General features: G+C 66.2%; 17 protein-coding genes and 1 tRNA gene. 9 read left to right on the top strand and 9 right to left on the bottom strand.

The annotated features are described in order from the left end of the window. The first annotated feature begins 404 nt into the window (after positions 1-404). The 5 genes from ACTHQX_RS13650 (at position 405) to ACTHQX_RS13630 (ending at position 6,053) form a co-directional block, all read left to right on the top strand. Complete coding sequence (locus ACTHQX_RS13650; RefSeq protein WP_440157679.1) at positions 405-1,973, top strand: NCS1 family nucleobase:cation symporter-1; 1,569 nt, start codon at positions 405-407, stop codon at positions 1,971-1,973. A 26-nt stretch (positions 1,974-1,999) separates the two neighbouring features. Further along, complete coding sequence (locus ACTHQX_RS13645) at positions 2,000-2,743, top strand: aspartate/glutamate racemase family protein (RefSeq protein WP_440157680.1); 744 nt, start codon at positions 2,000-2,002, stop codon at positions 2,741-2,743. A gap of 45 nt (positions 2,744-2,788) precedes the next feature. Then, complete coding sequence (locus ACTHQX_RS13640; RefSeq protein ID WP_440157681.1) at positions 2,789-3,550, top strand: SDR family oxidoreductase; 762 nt, start codon at positions 2,789-2,791, stop codon at positions 3,548-3,550. Between the two features lie 218 nt (positions 3,551-3,768). Continuing rightward, complete coding sequence (locus ACTHQX_RS13635) at positions 3,769-4,404, top strand: hypothetical protein (protein WP_440157682.1); 636 nt, start codon at positions 3,769-3,771, stop codon at positions 4,402-4,404. Positions 4,405-4,574: 170 nt separating this feature from the next. Then, a complete protein-coding gene (locus tag ACTHQX_RS13630; RefSeq protein ID WP_236805078.1) occupies positions 4,575-6,053 on the top strand; it encodes a cation:dicarboxylate symporter family transporter in 1,479 nt (492 codons plus the stop codon). A 155-nt stretch (positions 6,054-6,208) separates the two neighbouring features. On the opposite strand, the gene ACTHQX_RS13625 is transcribed toward ACTHQX_RS13630, so the two are convergent. From ACTHQX_RS13625 to ACTHQX_RS13615, 3 genes are read right to left on the bottom strand one after another with little or no spacing between them, the layout of a single operon-like run. Beyond that, entirely contained in the window at positions 6,209-6,610 is a 402-nt protein-coding gene (locus ACTHQX_RS13625; RefSeq protein ID WP_440157683.1) for a sterol carrier family protein, read from the bottom strand. Between the two features lie 28 nt (positions 6,611-6,638). Then, positions 6,639-7,655 carry an asparaginase gene (locus ACTHQX_RS13620; RefSeq protein ID WP_236805076.1) on the bottom strand — a complete coding sequence of 339 codons (1,017 nt, stop codon included), beginning with the start codon at positions 7,653-7,655 and terminating at the stop codon, positions 6,639-6,641. A gap of 24 nt (positions 7,656-7,679) precedes the next feature. After that, the gene (locus ACTHQX_RS13615) at positions 7,680-9,257 is read right to left on the bottom strand and encodes a molybdopterin-dependent oxidoreductase (RefSeq protein ID WP_440157684.1); all 1,578 of its coding nucleotides are present in this window, start codon (positions 9,255-9,257) and stop codon (positions 7,680-7,682) included. A 94-nt stretch (positions 9,258-9,351) separates the two neighbouring features. On the opposite strand from ACTHQX_RS13615, the gene purD reads away from it, so the two are divergent. Both purD and ACTHQX_RS13605 read left to right on the top strand, forming a co-directional pair. Further along, positions 9,352-10,707, top strand: coding sequence for a phosphoribosylamine--glycine ligase (gene purD, locus ACTHQX_RS13610; protein WP_440157685.1), 1,356 nt, complete (start codon positions 9,352-9,354; stop codon positions 10,705-10,707). A gap of 2 nt (positions 10,708-10,709) precedes the next feature. Then, complete coding sequence (locus ACTHQX_RS13605) at positions 10,710-11,648, top strand: phosphoribosylaminoimidazolesuccinocarboxamide synthase (protein WP_440157686.1); 939 nt, start codon at positions 10,710-10,712, stop codon at positions 11,646-11,648. 70 nt (positions 11,649-11,718) lie between these two features. Here ACTHQX_RS13605 and ACTHQX_RS13600 read toward each other — a convergent pair whose 3' ends face one another. Further along, on the bottom strand, positions 11,719-12,981 hold the full coding sequence (locus tag ACTHQX_RS13600) for a helix-turn-helix domain-containing protein (protein ID WP_236805072.1): 1,263 nt from the start codon (positions 12,979-12,981) through the stop codon (positions 11,719-11,721). A gap of 69 nt (positions 12,982-13,050) precedes the next feature. Between ACTHQX_RS13600 and ACTHQX_RS13595 the strand changes: the two genes are divergently transcribed. Beyond that, the gene (locus ACTHQX_RS13595) at positions 13,051-13,347 is read left to right on the top strand and encodes a hypothetical protein (RefSeq protein WP_440157687.1); all 297 of its coding nucleotides are present in this window, start codon (positions 13,051-13,053) and stop codon (positions 13,345-13,347) included. Positions 13,348-13,462: 115 nt separating this feature from the next. After that, positions 13,463-13,816, top strand: coding sequence for a hypothetical protein (locus ACTHQX_RS13590; RefSeq protein WP_440157688.1), 354 nt, complete (start codon positions 13,463-13,465; stop codon positions 13,814-13,816). 123 nt (positions 13,817-13,939) lie between these two features. Here ACTHQX_RS13590 and ACTHQX_RS13585 read toward each other — a convergent pair. The 5 genes from ACTHQX_RS13585 to ACTHQX_RS13565 all read right to left on the bottom strand — a co-directional run bounded on the left by ACTHQX_RS13585 (position 13,940) and on the right by ACTHQX_RS13565 (position 21,180). After that, positions 13,940-14,016, bottom strand: a tRNA-Pro gene (locus ACTHQX_RS13585). Positions 14,017-14,098: 82 nt separating this feature from the next. Further along, positions 14,099-15,973 carry an ABC transporter ATP-binding protein gene (locus ACTHQX_RS13580; RefSeq protein WP_440157689.1) on the bottom strand — a complete coding sequence of 625 codons (1,875 nt, stop codon included), beginning with the start codon at positions 15,971-15,973 and terminating at the stop codon, positions 14,099-14,101. Continuing rightward, positions 15,970-17,787 carry an ABC transporter ATP-binding protein gene (locus ACTHQX_RS13575; RefSeq protein WP_440157690.1) on the bottom strand — a complete coding sequence of 606 codons (1,818 nt, stop codon included), beginning with the start codon at positions 17,785-17,787 and terminating at the stop codon, positions 15,970-15,972. Before ACTHQX_RS13575 ends, ACTHQX_RS13580 begins: the two co-directional genes overlap by 4 nt. A 94-nt stretch (positions 17,788-17,881) precedes the next feature. Further along, positions 17,882-18,829, bottom strand: a complete 948-nt coding sequence (locus ACTHQX_RS13570; protein WP_440157691.1) for a metallophosphoesterase — start codon at positions 18,827-18,829, stop codon at positions 17,882-17,884. 2 nt (positions 18,830-18,831) lie between these two features. Next, entirely contained in the window at positions 18,832-21,180 is a 2,349-nt protein-coding gene (locus tag ACTHQX_RS13565) for a transglycosylase domain-containing protein (protein WP_440157692.1), read from the bottom strand. Positions 21,181-21,196: the final 16 nt, after the last annotated feature.

Here is a 21,196-nt window from a genome sequence, read left to right as displayed (position 1 = left end):
TCTCTTCCGGATCACGATCAGGCAGCTGGTTAGTCAACCCGCTGAGGATATGGGAGGTATCTTCTCCTGCAGCCACGGCAGCCTCGTTTCATCTTTGAATGTTGGGCTCATGTTTTCGTATTGTGAGAAAACATTCTTGCTATTCGAGATTATCTGGCGCGAAGGATCCGGGTCAAACGTCGCTGCATACTCTTGGCGGGATTGACTGGCTTGGGGCGAGACGGGCGGATTGTGACCGCGGGGAGCCGGTGGGGAATCTTGACCGGCAGGTGATGTGGGTCATACTCTTGTTTCACTATTCAACAAACTTATTTCGCCAGGTGGAATAACAGCAGCAATCGGCAGATCCAAGATGGCCGATCGAGGGCTCACCACCGCGAAAATCCCAGAAACTGGAGAACCAGATGCAGACGACCCCATCAGTCGGCGTCGAACCGGCTCCCAACCCGACAGCGTCGTCGGGCCAGCCAGTTCACCAGGCCGCGGCCGCTGACGCCCTGTGCGAGGCGGCCAGCACGGCCGCCGCCCGCAACATCAGCCCCAGCCTTTACAACACCGACCTCGCACCCACCAAGCGGCAAGGGCGCCGCTGGACCGGATACAGCATCTTCACCCTGTGGGCGAACGACGTGCACAGCCTCGGGAACTACGCGTTCGCCGTCGGACTCTTTTCCCTGGGCCTCGGCGGCTGGCAGATCCTGACGGCCCTGGCCATCGGGGCGGCCCTCCTCTTTGTGCTCCTCAGCTTCTCGGGTTTCATGGGGCAGAAGACGGGTGTTCCCTTTCCGGTCATGAGCCGGATCAGTTTCGGCATCAGGGGTGCCCAGCTCGCCAGCCTGCTGCGCGGCGCGGTGGCGGTGGCGTGGTTCGGGATCCAGACGTTCCTTGCCTCTGTGGTACTCCGGGTGATGCTCGTGGCCATGGTTCCGTCCCTCCATGACCTGGACACCAACTCCATCCTCGGCCTGTCCACTCTGGGCTGGATCTCCTTTGCGGGGCTGTGGATCGTGCAGCTCGTGATCGTCAGTTTCGGCATGGAGATGATCCGCAAGTACGAGGCCTTCGCCGGTCCCGTCATCCTGCTGACGATGGTCCTGCTGGCCGTCTGGGTCTTCATCGAGGCGCGCGGCTCCGTCCAGTGGACCGGCATACGCGGCCTTGAGGGCGGCGAGATGTGGCGGACCATTTTTGCTGGCGGCGCCCTCTGGGTCTCCATCTACGGAACGTTCGTCCTGAACTTCTGCGACTTCACCCGCTCCGCCGTGTCCAAGAAGTCCATCGTGCGCGGCAACTTCTGGGGCATCCCGATCAATATGCTCCTGTTCGGCGCCATCGTGGTGGTCCTCGCTGGCGGGCAGTACAAGATCAACGGCACCATCATCGAAACACCGTCGGACATCGTCCAAAGCATCCCCAACACCCTGTTCCTGGTGCTGGCCTGCCTCGCGATCCTCATTCTGACCATCGCGGTCAACCTCATGGCAAACTTCGTCGCCCCCGTGTATGCCCTCACCAACCTCTTCCCCAAGCGGCTCAATTTCCGCCGGGCAGCGTGGGTGAGCGGCTCTATCGGCCTGGTCATCCTGCCGTGGAACCTCTACAACAACCCCCTGGTCATCGTGTACTTCCTGGGCGGCCTCGGTGCCCTGCTCGGACCCCTGTTCGGCGTGGTCATGGCCGACTACTGGCTGCTCCGCCGCGGCAAGGTCAACGTCCCGGAGCTCTACACCGAGGACCCGGAGGGAGCCTACTTCTACAAGAAGGGCGTCAACCCGCGGGCGGTCATCGCGTTCATCCCGGCGTCCGTCCTGGCGCTTCTGGTCGCCTTCATCCCCGCCTTAGAGCCGGCCGCACCATTTGCCTGGTTCTTCGGCGCCGGTGTCGGAGCACTCAGCTACTACGTGATCGCAGACCGCAGGCAGCGCTTCGAGGACGTCGACGGCGAGGCCATTGCCGTCGCCAGCACCCACTAAGAGCCACCCCAACCCAGGAGGACACTATGCGCATACTCGTCGCGAACGTCAACACGACCCAGTCCATGACCGATTCCATCGCCGCCCAGGCCCGAAGCATCGCGGCGCCCGGCACCGAGATCGTCGGGATCACGCCGCGCTTCGGGGCCGACTCCTGCGAGGGCAATTTTGAGAGCTACCTGGCCGCGATCGCCGTGATGGACCGGGTGGTCAACTACCCCGAACCCTTCGACGCCGTCATCCAGGCAGGCTACGGCGAGCACGGCAGGGAGGGGCTGCAGGAGCTGCTGGACGTGCCCGTCGTCGACATCACCGAGGCCGCGGCCAGCACCGCTATGTTCCTGGGGCACAAGTATTCCGTGGTCACCACGCTGGACCGTGCCGTGCCACTCATCGAGGACCGGCTGAAGCTGGCCGGCCTCGACGCCCGCTGTGCTTCCGTGCGGGCCAGCGGGATGGCCGTGCTGGAGCTCGAGGAGGAGCCGGAGCGGGCAGTGGAGGCCATCATCAGCCAGGCGTTGCTCGCCGTCCGGGAGGACAAGGCCGAGGTGATCGTGCTGGGCTGCGGCGGCATGGCGGGCCTCGACGAACAGATCCGGCAGCGCGCCGGAGTGCCCGTGGTGGACGGCGTTGCTGCCGCGGTGACCATCGCGGAGTCCCTGGTCCGGATGCAGCTCTCCACGTCCAAGGTGCGGACGTACGCCACGCCGCGGCCCAAGACCGTCATAGGCTGGCCGCTGGCGGTGGATGCCGTTCGGGCCGGCCCCTAGATGCCAATGGCCACCTAAAGTTCCAACTACTCCAGGAGAATCAGCATGGCCGTTCAACCCACTTCCGGGCGGGTCGCCGTCGTCACCGGCGCCGGTTCCGGAATCGGCCGGGCGGTTGCCCGGCAGATGCTGGCGGACGGTTACCGGGTGGCGCTGGCCGGCCGCCGTGAGCAGCAGCTCCTGGAAACAGCAGACGGGAATCCCGAGGCGCTTGCGGTGCCGTGCGATGTCACCGTGCCCGACGACGTCGAACGCCTGTTCGCTGCTGTCCTCCGGCGCTGGGGCCGGGTGGATGTCCTGTTCAACAACGCCGGCGTCTTCGGGCCGGCGGCTTCCGTGGATGAGATCAGCCTTGCGGACTGGGAGGCCACCGTCGCCGTGAACCTGACCGGTTCGGTGCTGTGCGCCGGGGCGGCCGTCCGGGCGATGAAGGCGCAGTCGCCGCAGGGCGGGCGGATCATCAACAACGGCTCGATCTCCGCGCATTCACCTCGTCCGCGCACTGTGGCCTACGCCGTAACCAAGCACGCCATGACGGGCCTGACCAAGAGCATCGAGCTGGACGGCCGGGAGTTCGGCATCACCTGCGGGCAGATCGACATCGGCAACACCGCCACGGAAATCATGGACACCATCGGTGTCGGCTCGGGCGCGCTCCAGGCCGACGGCAGCCGCAGGGTGGAACCGATGTTCCCGGTGGAGGACGCTGCCCGGGCGGTGCTGATGATGGCGGGGATGCCGCCGTCGGCCAGTGTGGGCTCGGTGGTGATCACGGCCGCCGGAATGCCCTTCATAGGCCGCGGCTGACCCTTCCTGCCTTCTGGAGCTTTGTCCAGATATCGCGAATTAGAGGCCCCTCAGCGGCGAATATCTGTACAAAATCTCCTCCGCTGGAAGGTCCGCCTGTGGATAACGTCCCGCAGGCCTCCTCGAGGTGCCTCAATGGAGCATGATCAGGCCGTCGCCGGCGTCCCCGCCGGACGGCTCTTCGCCCGCGACATGCACCGTCCAAGCCGGGGTAACGGGTGCCCAGGTCGTGTGGTCCGGACCTTCCGGCGCTCGTCCGGTCGCACACTTCCCTCGATCCGGACAACTTCGCAGCCCTGATCACGGCAGCGGAACTCCACGGCGTTCCGCTGCCGCCGTGGGCGGAGTTCAGGCCCGACGGCGGCGGGCCGGTGACCGCCGTCGTCGAACCGGTGCCATGGGGCAAGAAAAGCGGACCCCATTTCCGGGAACCGGGACGGTTTCTGCACCTCTCCCGGCAAAGCGGCGCGTCACTCCCGCGACGGCGCGGGATCGCCGGGCACCCGCTCAAGATCCGCGAGGGCGATCTGGTTGAGATTGACGGACTGAGGCTTACGTCCGTGGCCCGGACCTGGGTGGACCTCGGCTCGGTCCTGCCCATCGACGACCTTGTAGTGGCCGGCGACGCCATTGTCAGTGAAAAACACGCGAGGCACTTCGGTCCGCCCAAAGTCGCCATGGTGCCGCTGTTGGACGACGCCGGTCTTCCGGAGTTCACGCCCGGCTGCCGCGTGGACGATGTGCTCAACAGGCCGGTCTATCAACAGCATCGACATGAGCCGCGGCGCGGCTTCGCGGGTAAGGCAGGCGCCTGCGCAAGCAGGGTTGGCAAAGGTGAGAGTTTTTCCAGATAACGCCCGCTGAAGGGGCTCCAAGTCCCAACAAGTGGACAAAACCCGATTGTGACCGGTCTAGGAGTTCCGCATCGTGAAAACTGAATTTCCTCTTGCGGAATAGTGTGACCGGGGTTACGTTGGAGACAGACCCCGATCCGGGGCAGTTCCCAATTGATAGGTACAGATCAATGAAGATCCCAGATTCCTCGGCGCTGAAGGCGAGTTCGGTGCCGTCGAAGAAGAAGCCCCTGTATAGGTCGCTCTTCTTCCAAATTCTGATCGCCGTCGTGGCAGGTGTTCTCATAGGGCATTTCTGGCCGGACCTAGGCGCTCAACTGAGGCCGCTCGGTGACGGCTTCATCCAGCTCATCAAGATGATCATCGCGCCGCTGATCTTCCTCGTGATCGTTACGGGAATTTCAGCCGTCGGCGACGTCAAGGCGGTCGGAAGGGTAGGAGTCAAGGCTCTTCTCTACTTCACAGCGGCCACGCTTTTCGCCCTGGTCTTCGGCCTGGTTGTCGGCAACATCGTCCAGCCCGGAGCGGGCCTGAACATCGATCCGAGCACCCTGTCGCAGGAGGCCCTCGACGCCAAGACCGGCCACGCCGTGCCGAAGGACGCGGCGGCGTTCATCCTGGACGTCATCCCCACCAGCGTCATCGGCGCCTTCGCGAACAACAGCCTGCTGCAGGTCCTGTTCTTCTCCGTGTTCTTCGGCGCCGCCATCGTCGTCATCGGCCGCGAGCGTTGCCTGCCGGTGGTCAGCCTCATGGAGACGGTCCTGGAACTCGTTTTCAAGATCATGTCCTGGATCATGAAGGTCGCGCCAATTGGTGCTTTCGGTGCGATGGCCTTCATCATCGGCCAGTACGGGCTGGACACCCTCGGCACCTACGCCATGCTGATTGCCGCCTGCTACGGCGCGGCTGTTATCTTCATCGGGCTCCTGTTCGTCGTGGCCTGGAGCTTCGCCCGGGTTCCGCTGTGGCAGTTCCTCAAGTACACCCGCGAGGAATTCCTGCTGGCATTGGGCACCGCCTCCACGGAAGCTGTGATGCCGCGCATCATGACCAAGCTGACGAATGCCGGGTGCTCCCGGGCCACCACCGGTCTTGTGGTTCCGACGGGCTACTCGTTCAATCTGGACGGTGCAGCGATTTACCTGTCCATCTCCCTGCTGTTTCTCGCCCAGGCCTTCGGCCACCACCTGGACCTCGGCCAGCAGCTCGCGGCCCTGGGCGTCCTGCTGCTGACCTCGAAGGGCATGGCCGGCGTTCCCGGCTCCTCCTTCCTGGCACTGTCCGCCACGGCAGCGGCGCTCGGTATCTTCCCGGTGGCCGGCGTCGCCCTGCTCCTCGGGGCCGACAGGCTCATGGACTCCATGCGCGTGGTGGTCAACCTGCTGGGCAACTGCGTGGCAACCTTCGTGGTCTCCAAATGGGAGGGCCAGTTCGACCGCAGCGTCATGGTGCGGGCATTCCGCGGCGAGATCACCAACCACGATTCGGCGGTCATGCTCGGCGTGGAGGAGGACTTCCAGGAGCAGGAACTCGAGCGGATCAGCGGGGGCGGGCAGGCTTCGCCCAAGTTCCGCGGCGGCCCGAACCCCGGTGAGATGCCGGAGTTCCAGATGAGCAGGCCGTCCGCCGCCATCAACCACGAATAACGTAAGGAGTTTTTGTGCAGATATCGTCCGCTGCAGGCCCCTGAAGTCGCGATATCTGGACAAAAACTTTCAGAGGATTGAAGGCAGGATCCCGCCCCCGGCTGAGCAGTTCGGTCTGGGGCGGGGTCCTGTCGCGTTAAGCCGATCCTGCTGTGTCAGAGGGGGAGCAGGGCCGACAGGTCCGCGCGCAGGCCGGAGGCGGCCACGCGTCCGGCGCTGACGGCGTCGGCCCAGCTCAGCCGTCCGGTCACCATCGCCAGCCAGGTTGCGGCGTCGCACTCGATGACGTTCGGGGGAGTGCCGCGCGTGTGCCGCGGGCCTTCAACGCACTGGGTGACGCCGAACGGCGGCACCCGCACCTCCACCGAATTCCCGGGCGCGCGGGCTGTGACCTCCTCGAGCGAGTACCGGACCGCCGTCGCAATCACCGAACGGGGCACCGCCGGAGCAGCCGTTTCCGTTGGTACAGCGTCCGACGGCGGGACGGCGCCTGCCGCCCATTCGTTCAGGGCCGCTTTGCCGTCAGCCGGGTCGATTCTGCGGCGCGCAACTGCCACCGGTGCCTCCTTGAAAGCTAAAAGTACGTTAGTCCAGCAGGGCCGAGACGGCGTGGCCGAGGCGGATCTTGCCCACGGGACGGCCCCCGCCGAGGACCGGCTCCACCACCTTCTCGAGCACGCTGGACACGCCAGGGATGTCGACGGCTCCGCAGGCGGCCAGCAGCGTCAGCCCCACCAGCGAGGTGGCCCGCAGGTTGCCGTCGAGCATCTTGAGGGCCACGGCGACCCCTTGGGACGTGGCCATGACCAGGACGCCCTCGGCCCCGATCTTGGCGATGACGTCCAGCTCCTCCATCACGATCGTGTTGGCCTCGCCCCTGCCCTGGACCGCCCACGGGTAATCCAGCATGGAGGTGGCAATGGTGGCCGCGCGGGCGTTGGCGGATTTGTCGGATGGGGCCTTGGCAAGCAGGGAGTAGGCGCGGGCCAGACCGGTCAGCGAGATGGCCGCCACCGGCGCGCCGCAGCCGTCGATGCCCAGGTGCGCGATCTGTTCGCCGGAATACTCCTCGATCACCGTGCGGATGCGCTGCTGCAGCGGGTGGTTGGGTTCCAGGTAGCTGTGCGTGTCCCAGCCGTTTTCGGTGCAGGCCCACAGGAAGGCCGCGTGCTTCCCCGAGCAGTTGAAGGCCAGCCGGGACTTGCCCCGCTCAGACTGGGTCAGCCAGGTGCGTGCCGTCTCGTCCTGCGGCCAGGCGGCAGGGCACTGCAGCTGGTCCTCCTTGACGCCCGCGGCCTTGAGCATGCCTTCGACGACGTCCATGTGGTCGAGCGATCCTGTGTGGCTGGCGCAGGCGAGGGCCACTTGGGCGCCGCGGAGCGGAACCCCGGACTGCATGGCCGCCAGCGCCTGCAGGGGCTTGAGCGTGGACCTGGCCAGGATGGGGGTGGAGATGTCGCCCAGCTGGGTGACAACGTGGCCGTCCGCGGCGAGCACCACGGCCGCCCCGATATGGCGGGACTCCACGAATCCGCTTCGTTCAACCACGGCGAGTTCGACGGCGGAATCCACAGTGAACGTGGCGTGCGAAGTTAGGGCCATGGGCCCAGTCTATGGTGCCGCAGCCTACTCAACGGTGACCATGACCGACTGCCAGCCCGAGGCGCCGTCCGGCACCGGATCGGCGCGCTTCTCCGTCTGCACCTCGCCGGTCCCGTCCGTTGCCCGCACCTTGATGTAGTGGGAACCGGGCGTCGCATCCCAGGCGAAGGACCACTGCCGCCACGTATCCACGGAGGCCTCCTCCGAAAGCACTGCCGCCGTCCAGTCACCACCGTCGATCTGCACCTCGACCTTGGTGATGCCCCTGGTCTGCGCCCAGGCGGTGCCCCCGATGGGCACCTTCCCGGCCTTCACCACGGCGAATGACTTGGGCACCTCCACCCGGGCCATCGTCTTGATGGGGCCGCGGTCCGACCAGCCGCGCTGGGTCCAGTAGGCCTTGCTGTCGGCGAAGCGCGTCACCTCGAGGTCCACCACCCACTTCGTGGCGGACACGAACCCGTACAGTCCGGGCACCACCATGCGCACGGGATAGCCGTGCTCCAGCGGCAGCGGCTCGCCGTTCATGCCGACGGCAAGCATGGCGTCGCGGCCGTCCTGCAGGACCTCCAGCGGCGTGGAGGCGCTGAACCCGTCAACCGAGGTGGAGAGCACCATGTCGGCGCCGGCAGTGGGCCTGGCCCGTTTGAGCACCTCGCGGATGGGGAGTCCCAGCCACCTGGCATTGCCGGCGAGGTTGCCGCCCACCGGATTCGAGACGCAGGTGAGGGTCACATGGGACTCGATCAGGCCGGCGTCGAGCAGGTCCTGGAAGGTGAGCCGGACCTCCTCCTCCACGAGCCCGTGCACGCGCAGTTCCCACTCCTCCGCCTTGATCTCCGGGACGCTCAGGGCGGTGTCGATCCGGTAGAAGTCCCTGGCCGGCGTGAGCCACGGTGTCACGCCGGGCGTGGCCGACTGCACGCCGGCGGGCACCGCGGCTGCGGGCCGGACAGGCGCCGGCAGCCGGAGGGACTCCCGTGCCTGCGCCACATTGCTGCGCGCGGCGCTGAGCAGCCAGCCGCCGGCGGCGGCGATGCCCGCGGCGGCCGCCGTGAAGCCGGTCGCCGCGAAGAAGGCCCGCCGGGAGGTGGCCGGGCGCTCCGGCTCCTTGGCCGCAACGTCGGCCGGAGAAACGGGAAAAGCGTGCAGGCGACACAGCCGCGACACCAGCAGCCGCAGCACGATCAGCCCGGTGACGGTTCCGACGAGCGAGGGCACGGCGTCCAGCGGCCTGACGCCCGCGCGGGTCACCACGCTGGCCACGATCACCGCGCCCATGAACAGCACGCCGGCCGCTCCCAGCGCCCATCTCCGGTACGCCACCACGCCCAGCACGCACGCCAGCACGAAAATTGTCAGGCCCATCCCCAGGAAAAGCGCGGCCTTGTCATTGGTGCCGAACGTCGCAATCGCGAAGTCCTTCAGCCAGGGCGGCGTGAAATCGATGAACGTCGAACCCAGGGCAAACAGGGGAGTGGCGCGGGCGGTGAAGAACGCCCCCGCCAGTTCCGCAACGGAAAGTACGACGGCGGCGGCAGCCACCCCTGCCAGCGCCGCCAGCGCGGCCGGTCCCGTGAACCACCTCATGAGCTTCTTCATGGCATGGGTTCGTAGCGGCGGGCTGCACGGATTGTCCGCCGGCCTCAACTGCCGGCCTCAACTGGGCGCCGGTCACAGCTTAGGAGCCAGCACGATGCACAAAGTACCCTTGGAGACTGTGAAGGTACTCGTCATTGGCCCCGGCGGCCGCGAACACGCCATTGTCCGCTCCCTCCTTGCCGACCCCAACGTTTCCGAAGTCCACGCGGCTCCGGGCAACGCGGGCATCAGCAAGCTCGTCCCCACGCACGCAATCGACGGGAACGATCCGGACGCGGTGGCGGCGCTCGCCACCCGGCTCGACGTCGACCTCGTGGTGGTTGGCCCCGAAGCTCCCCTTGCGGCCGGTGTGTCCGATGCCGTGCGCGACGCCGGCATTCCGGTGTTCGGCCCAAGCAAGGACGCCGCCCAGCTCGAGGCTTCGAAGGCTTTTGCGAAGCAGGTCATGGCCGAAGCCGGCGTTCCCACCGCGATGGCGCTGGTGGCCGCGAACGCGGACGAGGCAGCCGCGGCGCTGGACACCTTCGGCGCACCCTACGTCGTCAAGGACGACGGCCTCGCCGCAGGCAAGGGCGTGGTGGTCACCAACAACCGGGACGACGCCCTGGCCCACGCCCAGAGCTGCTTCGACGCCGGCGGAACAGTGGTCATCGAGGAGTTCCTGGACGGCCCCGAGGTCTCCGTGTTCGTGCTGTGCGACGGCCGCAACACGGTGGCGCTGTCCCCGGCGCAGGACTTCAAGCGCATCTACGACAACGACGAAGGCCCCAACACCGGCGGCATGGGCGCGTACACCCCGCTTGACTGGGCTCCTGACGGCCTTGTGCAGGAGGTCATCGACCGCATCGCCCAGCCCACAGTGGACGAGATGGCCCGCCGCGGCACCCCGTTCGTCGGCGTGCTGTTCGTCGGCCTCGCGCTGACCAAGCGCGGCACGCGCGTCATCGAATTCAACGTCCGCTTCGGCGACCCCGAAACCCAGGCCGTGCTCGCACGGCTCAAGACGCCCCTGGGTTCCCTGCTCCTGTCAGCCGCCAAGGGCGAACTGGACCAGGCCGAAGAGCTGCGCTGGTCCAGGGACACGGCAGTCGCCGTCGTCGTTGCCTCTGAAAACTACCCCGACACCCCGCGCACGGGAGACCGCATCCGCGGTCTCAAGAAGGTTGACGAGCTGGAGGGTGTCCACGTGATCCACGCCGGAACCAAGCTCGACGGCGAGGGCAAGGTGGTCTCCGCCGGCGGCCGCGTGCTGGCCGTGGTGGCGCTGGGATCCGACCTCGTGGAGGCCCGGGAAAGGGCGTACGACGGCGTGGAGCTGGTTCAGCTGGAAGGCGCCCAGTTCCGCACGGACATCGCAGGCAAGGCCGCACGCGGCGAAATCAAGGTGTCGGCCGCCGTCGCGGCCCCGTCGGCTGCCCAGGCCGGCTCCGCTTCGGAAGAAAAGGCGTAACGGTGGCTGAACAGGAAAACACCCGCGGCCTGGACACGGCCCACGCGGAGCTGCCCGGCTGGAAGCACGTCTACTCGGGCAAGGTCCGCGACCTGTACGTCCCGGCCAGCGACTCCATCAACGAGCAGTTCGGGCAGGAATGCGTGCTGGTGGTGGCGAGTGACCGCATCAGCGCCTACGACCACGTGCTCAGCAGCGAAATCCCGGACAAGGGACGGATCCTGACCCAGCTGAGCCTTTGGTGGTTCGACCAGCTGGATGTGGAACACCACGTCCTGGCGTCCACGGTGGAGGACGGCGTGCCGGCAGCGGTCGAGGGCCGCGCCATGATCTGCAAGAAGCTGGAGATGTTCCCGGTGGAATGCATCGCCCGCGGCTACCTCACGGGCTCAGGCCTCCTGGAATACCGGCAGTCCGGCACCGTCTGCGAGATCCCGCTGCCGGAAGGCCTGGTGGACGGCTCCCGCCTGGAGCACGCCATCTTCACCCCGTCGGCCAAGGCCGAGGTGGGGGAGCATGACGAAAACATCTCCTACGACGCCGTCGTGTCCATCGTGGGCGACGACATTGCCGCGCGCCTGAGCGAACTGACGCTGAGCATCTACACCAAGGCCGAGGGGATCGCCCGCGAACGCGGCATCATCCTGGCCGACACCAAGGTGGAGTTCGGCTACGACGTCGTGAACGGCGCCATCACCCTCGGCGACGAGGTCCTGACGCCGGACTCGTCCCGGTTCTGGGACGCCGCCACCTACGAGCCCGGCAAGGCGCAGCCCTCCTACGACAAGCAGTTTGTCCGGGACTGGCTGGCGTCCGCCGAATCCGGCTGGGACAAGGCCTCCGACACGCCGCCGCCGGCCCTGCCCGCGGACATCGTGGACCGTACCCGGGCCCGCTACGTCGAGGCCTACGAGAAGCTGACCGGCCGCACGTTCAGCTAGCGCTTTCAAGAAACGTCAGGCGCCCCCGGGACTGTTCCCGGGGGCGCCTGAGGCATTCGCTCGGTGCCTGCTAGCTGGCTTCGGCCGCTGCCGCACGGCGCTGGGCGAGCCGGATCTCCAGCACGGCATCGAGGGCCTGCTGGACCCGGTCCTGCGCGCCCGCGGCACTGAATTCCTTCTGCGCCTCCTCCAGATGCACCAGCGCCTCATCCCCTTCGCCCGCAGCCTTCAGCGATTTTCCGAGAAGCAGCGAAACCTCGCCGGCCGTGTGCTTGGCCAGGTCCTTGCGTTCGGCGTGGATGTCGCGAAGCTTCTGGACCGCGGCCACGATGTCCCCGGTGAGGTAGAGCCAGCGGGCGCGGATGAACGCGACTTCCAGCTGGTCCGTCTTGTTTCCGCCGACGATGGACAGCGCGAGTTCGGCGCGTTCGATGGCGGACAGGGTCTCCGGCTCAACGATCCCGGAGGAGAGGCGGACGGCGGCCGACGCCTTGTTGAAGCGGGCCCACAGCTCGATGTCGTTGGCGGGGGAGAGCAGCTTCGCCGCCCGCTCGTGGTGCTTGATGCCCTCCGGGTAGTCATGCCGCATGAACGCGACATTGCCGATCACCCATGCCACCTCGCCCGCGAGCTGGGACATCGAATGCTCGTCCATCTGCTCATTCATGTCCTCGCAGTACTTCCACGCCTCGTCGAGCCGGCCGCTCTCGGCAAGTGCTCCGATCAGCGCGCGGAGCGCCCCGATGATGAGCGTTGAACCCTTGGGCAGCTGGGCGCACAGCTCCACGGCCTTCTCGGCGTGTTCGACGGCGGCGCCCAGCTGGCCCTGCCCGTGACACAGGGCGGCGAGCATCTGGCGCGCCCGGACACCCAGGCCGGCCGATTCCGTGGCCATGGGATGCTCGGACAGATGCTCCATGATCTTCTGGCATTCCTTGAGCTGGCCCTGCTTCATGAGGCATTCGGCCTGCATGTAGGTCATGTTCCACCAGGCGCTGGTGTTCTTGCCGTCGAGGGCGATCCGGGCGGCGTTGGCGGCGTGTTCGGCCGCGAGGGCATAGTCGCGCAGGTCCCAGGCCTGCCGGGCATAGAGGCCGGCCAGCACGTATTCGGCGTCGCTGACCGAGATGGGCTGGCTCCACGCTTCGAGCGCCTTGGGCGCGAGTTCCAGCCTGCGGGCGAGCTCTTCGATGACGTCGGCTGTGGGTTCCCGGCGGCCGGTCTCCAGCAGGGAAATGTAGCTGGGGGAGTACAGGTCCCTGCCCAGTTCGGCCTGAGTCAGTCCGCGCTCCAGCCGCTCAGCGCGGAGCTTCTCCCCGAATCCGTTACCCACTGGGGTTCCTCCTATTCCGGACAGCCTTTGTACAGAATGCTTGACACCCTCTGTGGAAAACATTTTACAATGTATGTCAACAAGGACTGTGCTGACTTGGTAACGAATCCGACTCGTATTGAGGAACTCTTAATGTTGAAGAAGATAGCAGCCGCCGCCGTTTTGGCGGGGGCCCTCGCATTTTCTGCTGCGGCTCCCGCCGTTCTGTCTGCAGGCTCGATCGCGGACAACGCGGGCACCTCGGTTGCCATTGGCAACTGGCCGGATCCGATGCGCGTCAAGGACGTGAACACGACCACTATCGGCAATTGGCCTGATCCCATGGTGTCAAAGACCACCATTGGCAACTGGCCCGATCCCATGTAAACAGCTTCCATGAGGAAAGCGGCTCCGGAACATGCGCACATCATGTTCCGGGGCCGTTTTTCTTCCCAGAACGTTTTTCTGCCAGGAACAGCAGCCGTAACAAAGGAGTGGGACCATGACACGGAGAGCAGCCGACGGCCTGCAGCGGGCCTTTTTCTTCTGGACCATCGCCGGCACGTCACTGATTGTGGCAGCCGCTGCCGGAGCAGCCGTGGTTGAGGTGTTCAGGGGAACGGCCGACGCCGGGACTTTCGTGTGGGGGATGATCGGCATTGCGGCGCTGCTGGAGTCGTTGGTGCTTTTCGCCGTCGGCCTGCGTCTGCGGCACCGCTACCTGAACCAGGTCCAGAGCTACGACAGCCGGGGCGACTACCTGGCCGACGACGGGTCCCGCCGGCCGAGAATTCCTCTCCTGGGCGACGGGCAGGCAACCCAGAACATCCACAACCAGAGCCTCGGCGGAAACTGACCCAACTAGGTAGCACTTCAGGGCGTTCCCAGGGCTGGGAACGCCCTGTGCTGCTACCCAGTTGGGGTGGGTCCCCGAAGAAACGAAAAAGAGGGCCTCCCTGGGGGAGACCCTCTTTCCTTTTGGTCGGGATGACAGGATTTGAACCTGCGACCTCTTCGTCCCGAACGAAGCGCGCTACCAAGCTGCGCTACATCCCGATCCGTTGCTGCGAAAGCAACTGAACAAGGATATCCGATACCGGGCCACATGCGAAATCGGCATCCGGCGAGCCGCTGTGGCTCAGACCAGCGAGTCCTTCCAGGCGCTGTGCAGGCGGGCGAAGCGGCCGTTGCCACCGATCAGTTCGTCCGGGCTTCCGTCTTCCACCACCTGTCCGTCATGGACCACGAGCACCCTGTCCGCCGTCTCCACGGTCGACAGCCGGTGCGCGATGATCAGCGCCGTGCGCGCGGTTCCGGGGGACGTTCCGTCGGCGGCCGGGCTCGCGTCTGCCGGGCCGGTTCCGTCCATTCCTCGCAGCAGCCCGGCGAGGCCGCTCTGCACAAGCCGTTCGGAGGGGATGTCCAGCGAGGACGTGGCCTCGTCCAGGATCAGGACCGCCGGCCGGGCGAGGAACGCGCGCGCGAAGCTGATCAACTGGCGCTGGCCCGCGGAGACCCGGCCGCCGCGCTTGTTGACGTCGGTGTCGTATCCCTCAGGGAGCTCCATGATGAAGTCGTGCGCACCCACGGCCTTCGCAGCCGCCTCGATCTCCTCGCGCGGTGCCTCCGGCCGGCCCAGGGCGATGTTGTCCGCCACCGACCCGCTGAACAGGAAGGCCTCCTGGGTCACCATCACAATGTTCCGCCGCAGGTCCGCGGTGGCCAGTTGCCGCAGGTCCACGCCGTCGAGCATCACGGAACCGGCGGACACGTCGTAGAAGCGGGCAATCAGCTTGGCCAGCGTGGACTTGCCCGCCCCGGTCTGCCCCACCAGCGCCACGGTCTGGCCCGCCGGAATGGTGAGGTTCAGCGTGGGAATGATGAGTGGCCCGCTGCCGTAGCGGAACTCCACGTTCCGGAATTCGACGGCGCCGCGGGCATCGCGAAGTTCCACCGCGTTCCGCGGCGGGCGGACCGTGGGCACCTCCTCGAGCAGGCCCGAGACCTTCTCCAGCGCGGCCTGCGCGCTTTGGAAGGAGTTGTAGAACATGGCCATCTGGTCCACCGGCTGGAAGAAGCGCTTCGTCGAGAGCATCAGGGCCAGCAGCACGCCCACGGCCAGGTCACCGGTCAGCACCCGGAAGCCGCCGAACAGCAGCACGGCGGCCACACAGACGTTGCCGATCAGCACCAGGCCCGGCTGGAAGACGCCGTTCAGGTTGATGGAGCGGACGGTGGCCCGCCGGTAGTCCTCGGCAAGTTCGCCGTAGCGGCCGGCGTTTTCGCGTTCCTTGCGGAAGGCCTTGACGGCACGGATGCCGGTCATGGTCTCGATGAAGTGCACAATGAGCCGGGCCGAGACCACCCGGGACTGGCGGAACGCTTGCTGTGAGTGCTTCTGGTACCAGCGGGCCAGGAAGAACATGGGGACGGCCGCGGCCAGCACTACCAGTCCGCTGCGCCAGTCGAGGGCAAAGACGGTGGCTGCGGTGAACAGCATGAACAGCAGGCCGGAGGCGAGCGAGCTGACTCCCGAGTCCAGTAGTTCACGCAGGGCCTCCAGGTCGGAGGTCTGCCTCGCGATGATCCGCCCCGAGGTGTACTTCTCGTGGAACTCGAGGCTGAGCCGCTGGGTATGGCGGAACACCCACAGCCGGAGGTCGAGCAGCATGGCCTGGCTGAGTGCCGCCGTCGACGTTACGTACAGGGCGGTGAGCCCGGCCGCTGCCAGCGCCGTGATCAGATAGGCAACGCCGGCCAGCACCAGCGGGAGGCTGTTGCCCGCGCGGAGGGCCGGCAGGGCGTGGTCGATGCCGAAGGCGATCAGCGCGGGGCCGGCCACCCGGGCCGCCTGTGACAGGACCACCGTGGCGATCGTGAGCCAGAACCGCAGCCGCACGGGCCGGATCAGCGACCCCAGCAGGGCGAGCGACCGGCGCCGTACCGCCTTGCTGTCGCTCTTGCTTAGGTTGGCGTTGTCCTCATTGGCGGTACCGAAGGCTGTGCTGCTCACCGGCTGACCTCCTCGGCGTCGTCGAGGGCTGACAATTCGGAGTCCAGGTCGCGGGGCTCCGTTTCCAGGCTCGCGATCACGTGGCGGTAGTGGCTGTTGCCGGCCAGCAGTTCGGCGTGGGTTCCGACGGCGGCGATACGGCCGTCCTCCAGCAGCGCCACCCGGTCGGCCAGAGCCACGGTGGACGGGCGGTGGGCGACGATAAGCGTCGTGGTGCCTGCCAACACCTCCCGCAGGCGGTTTTCCACGAGCTCCTCCGTGTTCACGTCCAGGGCGGAGAGGGGATCGTCCAGGACCAGCACGGCGGGCGCCGCTGCGATGGCCCGGGCCAGGGCGAGGCGCTGGCGCTGGCCGCCGGACAGGCTGAGGCCCTCCTCGCCGATGAGGGTGTCCAGCCCCTCGGGCAGTGAGTAGGCGAAGTGTGCCTGCGCCGTGTCCAGGGCCTCGGCAAGGATTTTTTCTCGGGTGTCGGTGTCTTCGGACTGCACGCCGAGCAGCACGTTGTCCCGTACTGAGCTGGAGAACAGGGTGGTGTCCTCGAAGGCAACGGCCACCAGGGTGCGGAGTTCCTCGACGCTGAAGTCCCGAAGGTCCACGCCGTCGAGCTCAATGGAACCCGCCGTGACATCGTAGAGCCGTGGCACCAGCTGCAGCAGGGCACTCTTGCCGCTGCCGGTGATGCCTACCAGCGCCATCGTTTCGCCCGGACAGATGTCCAGCCGGACGTCCTTCAGCACCGGTTTGTCCGGGGCGTCGTCGAAGGCGAACGTTACGTTGTTGAAGCTCAGCGCGCCTTTGACGTCGGCAGGGCGGCGGGGTTCGGCCGCGCCAGTGATGGAGTTTTCGGAATCCATGACCTCGAAGTGCCGGTCCAGGGCGGTTTTCGCCGTCAGGGCCATGGCCAGCAGCATGCCGGAGAACTCGACGGGCGCGGCGACGACGGCGGCGGTGGCGAAAAAGGCCACCAGGGAGCCGATGCTGAGCTGGCCACTGGCTGCAAGCATGATTCCAGTGACCAAGCCGGCGCCCAGCGCCAGCTCCGGCAGGAGCGTCACCACCATGCTGAAGACGGCCTGGTGCCGGGCCTTGGCAATCTCCGTCTGGCGCAGTTCCTCGGCCTGGCCGTTGAAGGTTTCCAGGGCTTCCCGGCTGCGGCCGAAGGCCTTCAGGACGCGGATGCCGTGGACGGACTCCTCAACCGTGGTGGCAAGGTCGCCGGCCTGGTCCTGGCTGCGCCGGGCCACTTTGCTGAAGCGGGTCCGGAACCGGAAACCGTAGACCATCACGGGCCCGGCTGCGGCCAGGAAGATCAGGGCCAGCTGCCAGCTCATGGTGAACATGACGACGACGCCGATCACCACCGTCAGGGTGGTCACCACCAGCATGATGGCCCCGAATGCCATCCAGCGCCGAATGAAGTTGAGGTCCGTCATGGCGCGGGAGAGGAGCTGGCCTGAGCCCCAGCGGTCATGGAAGGAGACGGGAAGGTTCTGCAGGTGGCCGTAGAGCGAGACCCTCATCCGGGTCTCCACGGTGGTGGCGGGGTTGATCACGAAGGTGCGGCGGAGGGCAACCAGCACGGCTTCGGCGACGCCCAGGGCCAGGATGAGGCCGGCCGAGCCCCAGACGGCGTCCACGGTGGCCCCGGGCCGGAGGGAATCGTTGATGAGCACGCGCAGCACCTGCGGGATGGCAAGGGCAACCACACTGGCTAGGAGAGCCGAGAGCAGGCCCATAAACAGGCGCAGCAGGACCGGCTTCACGTGCGGATAGAGACGGCTGACGGATCGAAAAAATGAACTCTGCTTGGCCATGCCCGCTTCTTGAAATCAACTGTGTGAAGGCTCTGGTGTAGTTTCCCGTAGCAACTACCCTATGCCATGGGTGGCACCCTTCACAGGTGGCTGATCAGGCGCGCGGGGTGAGCGTCAGCAGGACGGCCTCGGGCTTGCAGGCGATGCGGACCGGCGCAAAGCGCGAGGTGCCGATTCCGCCCGAGACGTTGACCGGCGTCGTACGCCCGTTGCTGCTCCAGTCGTTGAGGCCCTTGGCCCGCCAGGTGGGGATGTCGCAGTTCGCGACGACGGCGCCGTACCCCGGGATGCACAGTTGTCCGCCGTGCGTGTGGCCGGCCAGGAGCAGGTCCGCGCCGTCATCGGTGAAGTGGTCCAGGACCCGCTGGTAGGGGGCGTGGATGACGGCGACGCGCAGGTGGTCCTTTGCGTTCTGGCCCCGGGTACCGCGCGGCCAGCCGGCGTACCGTTCACGGTTGATGTGCGGATCATCCACGCCCGAGAAGTCGAACCGCATGCCGTTGAGGACGATGGACTGGTGCCGGTTGGTCAGGTCGATCCAGCCACCCATGCCGAAGCCGGACCGCAGGCGGGGCCAGTCAAGTTCCTCCCGGTCCGATGCTGCTTTGGAGGGGCCCAGCAGGTAGCGGGCGGGGTTTTTCAGCTTGGGCGCGTAGTAGTCATTGGAGCCTGGAACAAACACGCCCGGGAAGTCCATGAGCGGTGCCAGCGCGTTGAGCAGCGGGTCCACGGCCTTGGGGTGGCTCAGGTTGTCACCCGTGTTGACCACCAGGTCCGGCCTAAGCGCGGCGAGCGACTGCAGCCACTCCGCCTTGGCCTTCTGGCCCGGCACGAAGTGGATGTCGCTCAGGTGCAGGATCCGGAATGGGGCCCTGCCGGCCGGAAGGATCGGGACGGTCTCCTCGCGGAGGACGAACTGGTTCTTTTCCCAGAGCCCGTAGGCTGTGGCGGCCAAGGCGGCCGCGGTTCCGGCACCGGCGGTGACGGCAAAGCCGCGCCCGATGCTACGGACGCGGCTCGCCACCTGTGAAAGGTCAGTCACGGTCAGCCATTCTCCTTGGTGCTGTTGCCGTTTCCATTGCTCTTGTTGTCATTGTTGCCTGTGCCCCCGGTGTTCCCACCGCTGTTGCCGGTGTCCGTGTTTCCGCCGGTGTTTCCGCCCTGGGACGGGATGTTCGGAACGTTCGGGACCGTGGGCTGCTCGAACTGCGGTGTGCCGTACAGCAGGTTCGACGGCGGTTCCGGGAAGGGCTCCGTGCCGTAGCCCGGCGCAATCTGGGACATGAAGTTCGAGAACATCGGCCCGGCGATCATGTAGCCGTCGATCCCGGTGTAGAACTTGCCATTGACCGTCACGTTCTGGCCCGCACGCTGCTGGCTACCCAGTGGATCACCGAACCAGGCCGCCGTCGCGAGGCCCATGGTGTGGCCAACAACCCAGGTGGAGCCGTTGTTGTTGGACGTACCGGTCTTGGCAGCGATTGGGAAGTTGGTCTCGGTGGAGATCCTGGGCTGGATGAGTGAACCGGATCCCTCGTTGAGTACCTTCTGCAGGGCGTAGTTCACGCCGCGCGCCACCTCGGGCTTGAGGGCGTCCCTGCACGCAGGGGACTGGGCGGGCAGCTGGGCTCCGGTCTGGTCGGTCACCGACGTAATGGCGATCGGCGCGCAGTACTTGCCGTCGTTCGCAAAGGTGGCGAAGGCCGCGGCCATGGTCAGCGGAGCCGTCTGCCGGGAGCCCAGCAGGTTACCGATGGTGGTCATGGTGATCTTCGGGTTCGGGTCCACCACCGCGTTGGTTTCCTTGTCGCGGGTGGGCAGGCCTTCGTGCAGTCCGACGGCGTCCACAACCTTCTGGATGCCGCACAGGTCTACCTGCGAGGCCGAGGCGAACGTCGCCGTGTTGATCGAGTTCTTCAGGCCGTCGAGCACGCTCATGGGCCGGTAATAGTTTTCCTCGGCGTTCTGCAGGTCCTCGGTGCCGTTGGTGCTGTCATACCAGCCCACTGTGGGGGTGTCGCAAGTGTTCTGCCACGGGAAATTCTGCGGGTAGCGGCGCTGGGAGGCGTCGACGATGGTGTTCATCGACTTGCCCTCATTCAGCCATTCGGCAAACGTGAACGGCTTCATGGTGGAACCGGGCTGTGCACCGCCCAGGCCGTTCAGGTCGTTGCCCTGCTCGTCATACTGATCCACGCTGAAGTTGATCTGGGAGTCGAACTTGCCCTTGCCCGCAAACCAGGAGGTGTTCTGGGCCATGTTGGTGATCTTGCCCGTGCCCGGCTCCAGGGAAACCAGCGCGGCGCCCCACTTGTCCGGGTTCGAGCCCGCAGCGCCGTTCACCTGGTCCTGCGCGGCCTTCTGCGCCTTCGGGTCCAGGGTGGTCTTGATGGTCAGGCCGCCGCGGAACACCTTCTTCTCGCGTTCGGTGGCGTCCGCTCCGTAGGCCGGGTTGTTCAGCAGGAGGTGCAGGACGTAGTCGCAGAAGTACGGGGCAGTGGGCGAGTACGCGCAGCCCTGACGTGCCGGCGTCACCTTGGGCGCGACGGGGGTGGCAACGGCGGCGGTGTACTGGGCCTTGGTGATCTTGTTGTGCGTGAGCATTGCACTCAACACCAGGTCCCTGCGCTTCTTGGCATTGTCCGGGTTGGTGATCGGGTCAAAGGCCGAAGGGCTGTTCACCAGGCCGGCAAGCAGTGCCGCCTGGGGGAGGGTGAGGTTCTTAGCGGTGGTGCTGAAGAAGAACTTGGAGGCGGCCTCAATACCGTACGCGTCACGGTTGAAGAAGACGATGTTCAGGTAGCCCTCAAGGATCTGCTCCTTGGTGAATTTCTTCTCCAGGGCGATCGCGAGCTTCATTTCGCGGAGCTTGTCGCCGACGCCCTTGTTAACGCCGTTGAGCTTGATCTCGTCGGAGTTGCCTTCGGCTTCGAGGTTGGCGTTGAGGACGTTATTGACGTACTGCTGGGTGATGGTGGAGGCACCCTGTTTGTTGCCCCGCGCCGTGCTGACCAGGGCGCGGAGGATGCCTGTGGTGTCCACACCGCCGTGCTCGTAGAACCGGCTGTCCTCAATGGCGATCACCGCGTCCTTCATGTACGGGGAGATCTGGTCCAGCGGAACGCGGGTACGGTTTTCCGCGTACAGGTTGGCGATCACACTCCCGTCGGCGGCCAGGACCTTGGTGGACTGGCTCGGCGGGTCCACCTGGAGCTCAGCGGGCAGAGTGTCAAAGAATTCGATCGAGCCGCTGGCCGTGCTGCCCGAAACGGCGGCTGCGGGAACCAGCAGGCCGGCCACGAGGACGCCACAAATAGCGCTCACGCCAAGGAAGCCAAAAATCTTTCCGAGGGTGGTGGCCGTGTCGAATATGGGGTTCTTACGAGTCGCCATGTTCTCCAGTTTACCG

Origin of the sequence: Arthrobacter sp. SAFR-023, from assembly GCF_051965295.1 — a bacterium.
Lineage (GTDB): Bacteria > Actinomycetota > Actinomycetes > Actinomycetales > Micrococcaceae > Arthrobacter.
This window is presented reverse-complemented; position numbering and strand designations above follow the sequence as displayed.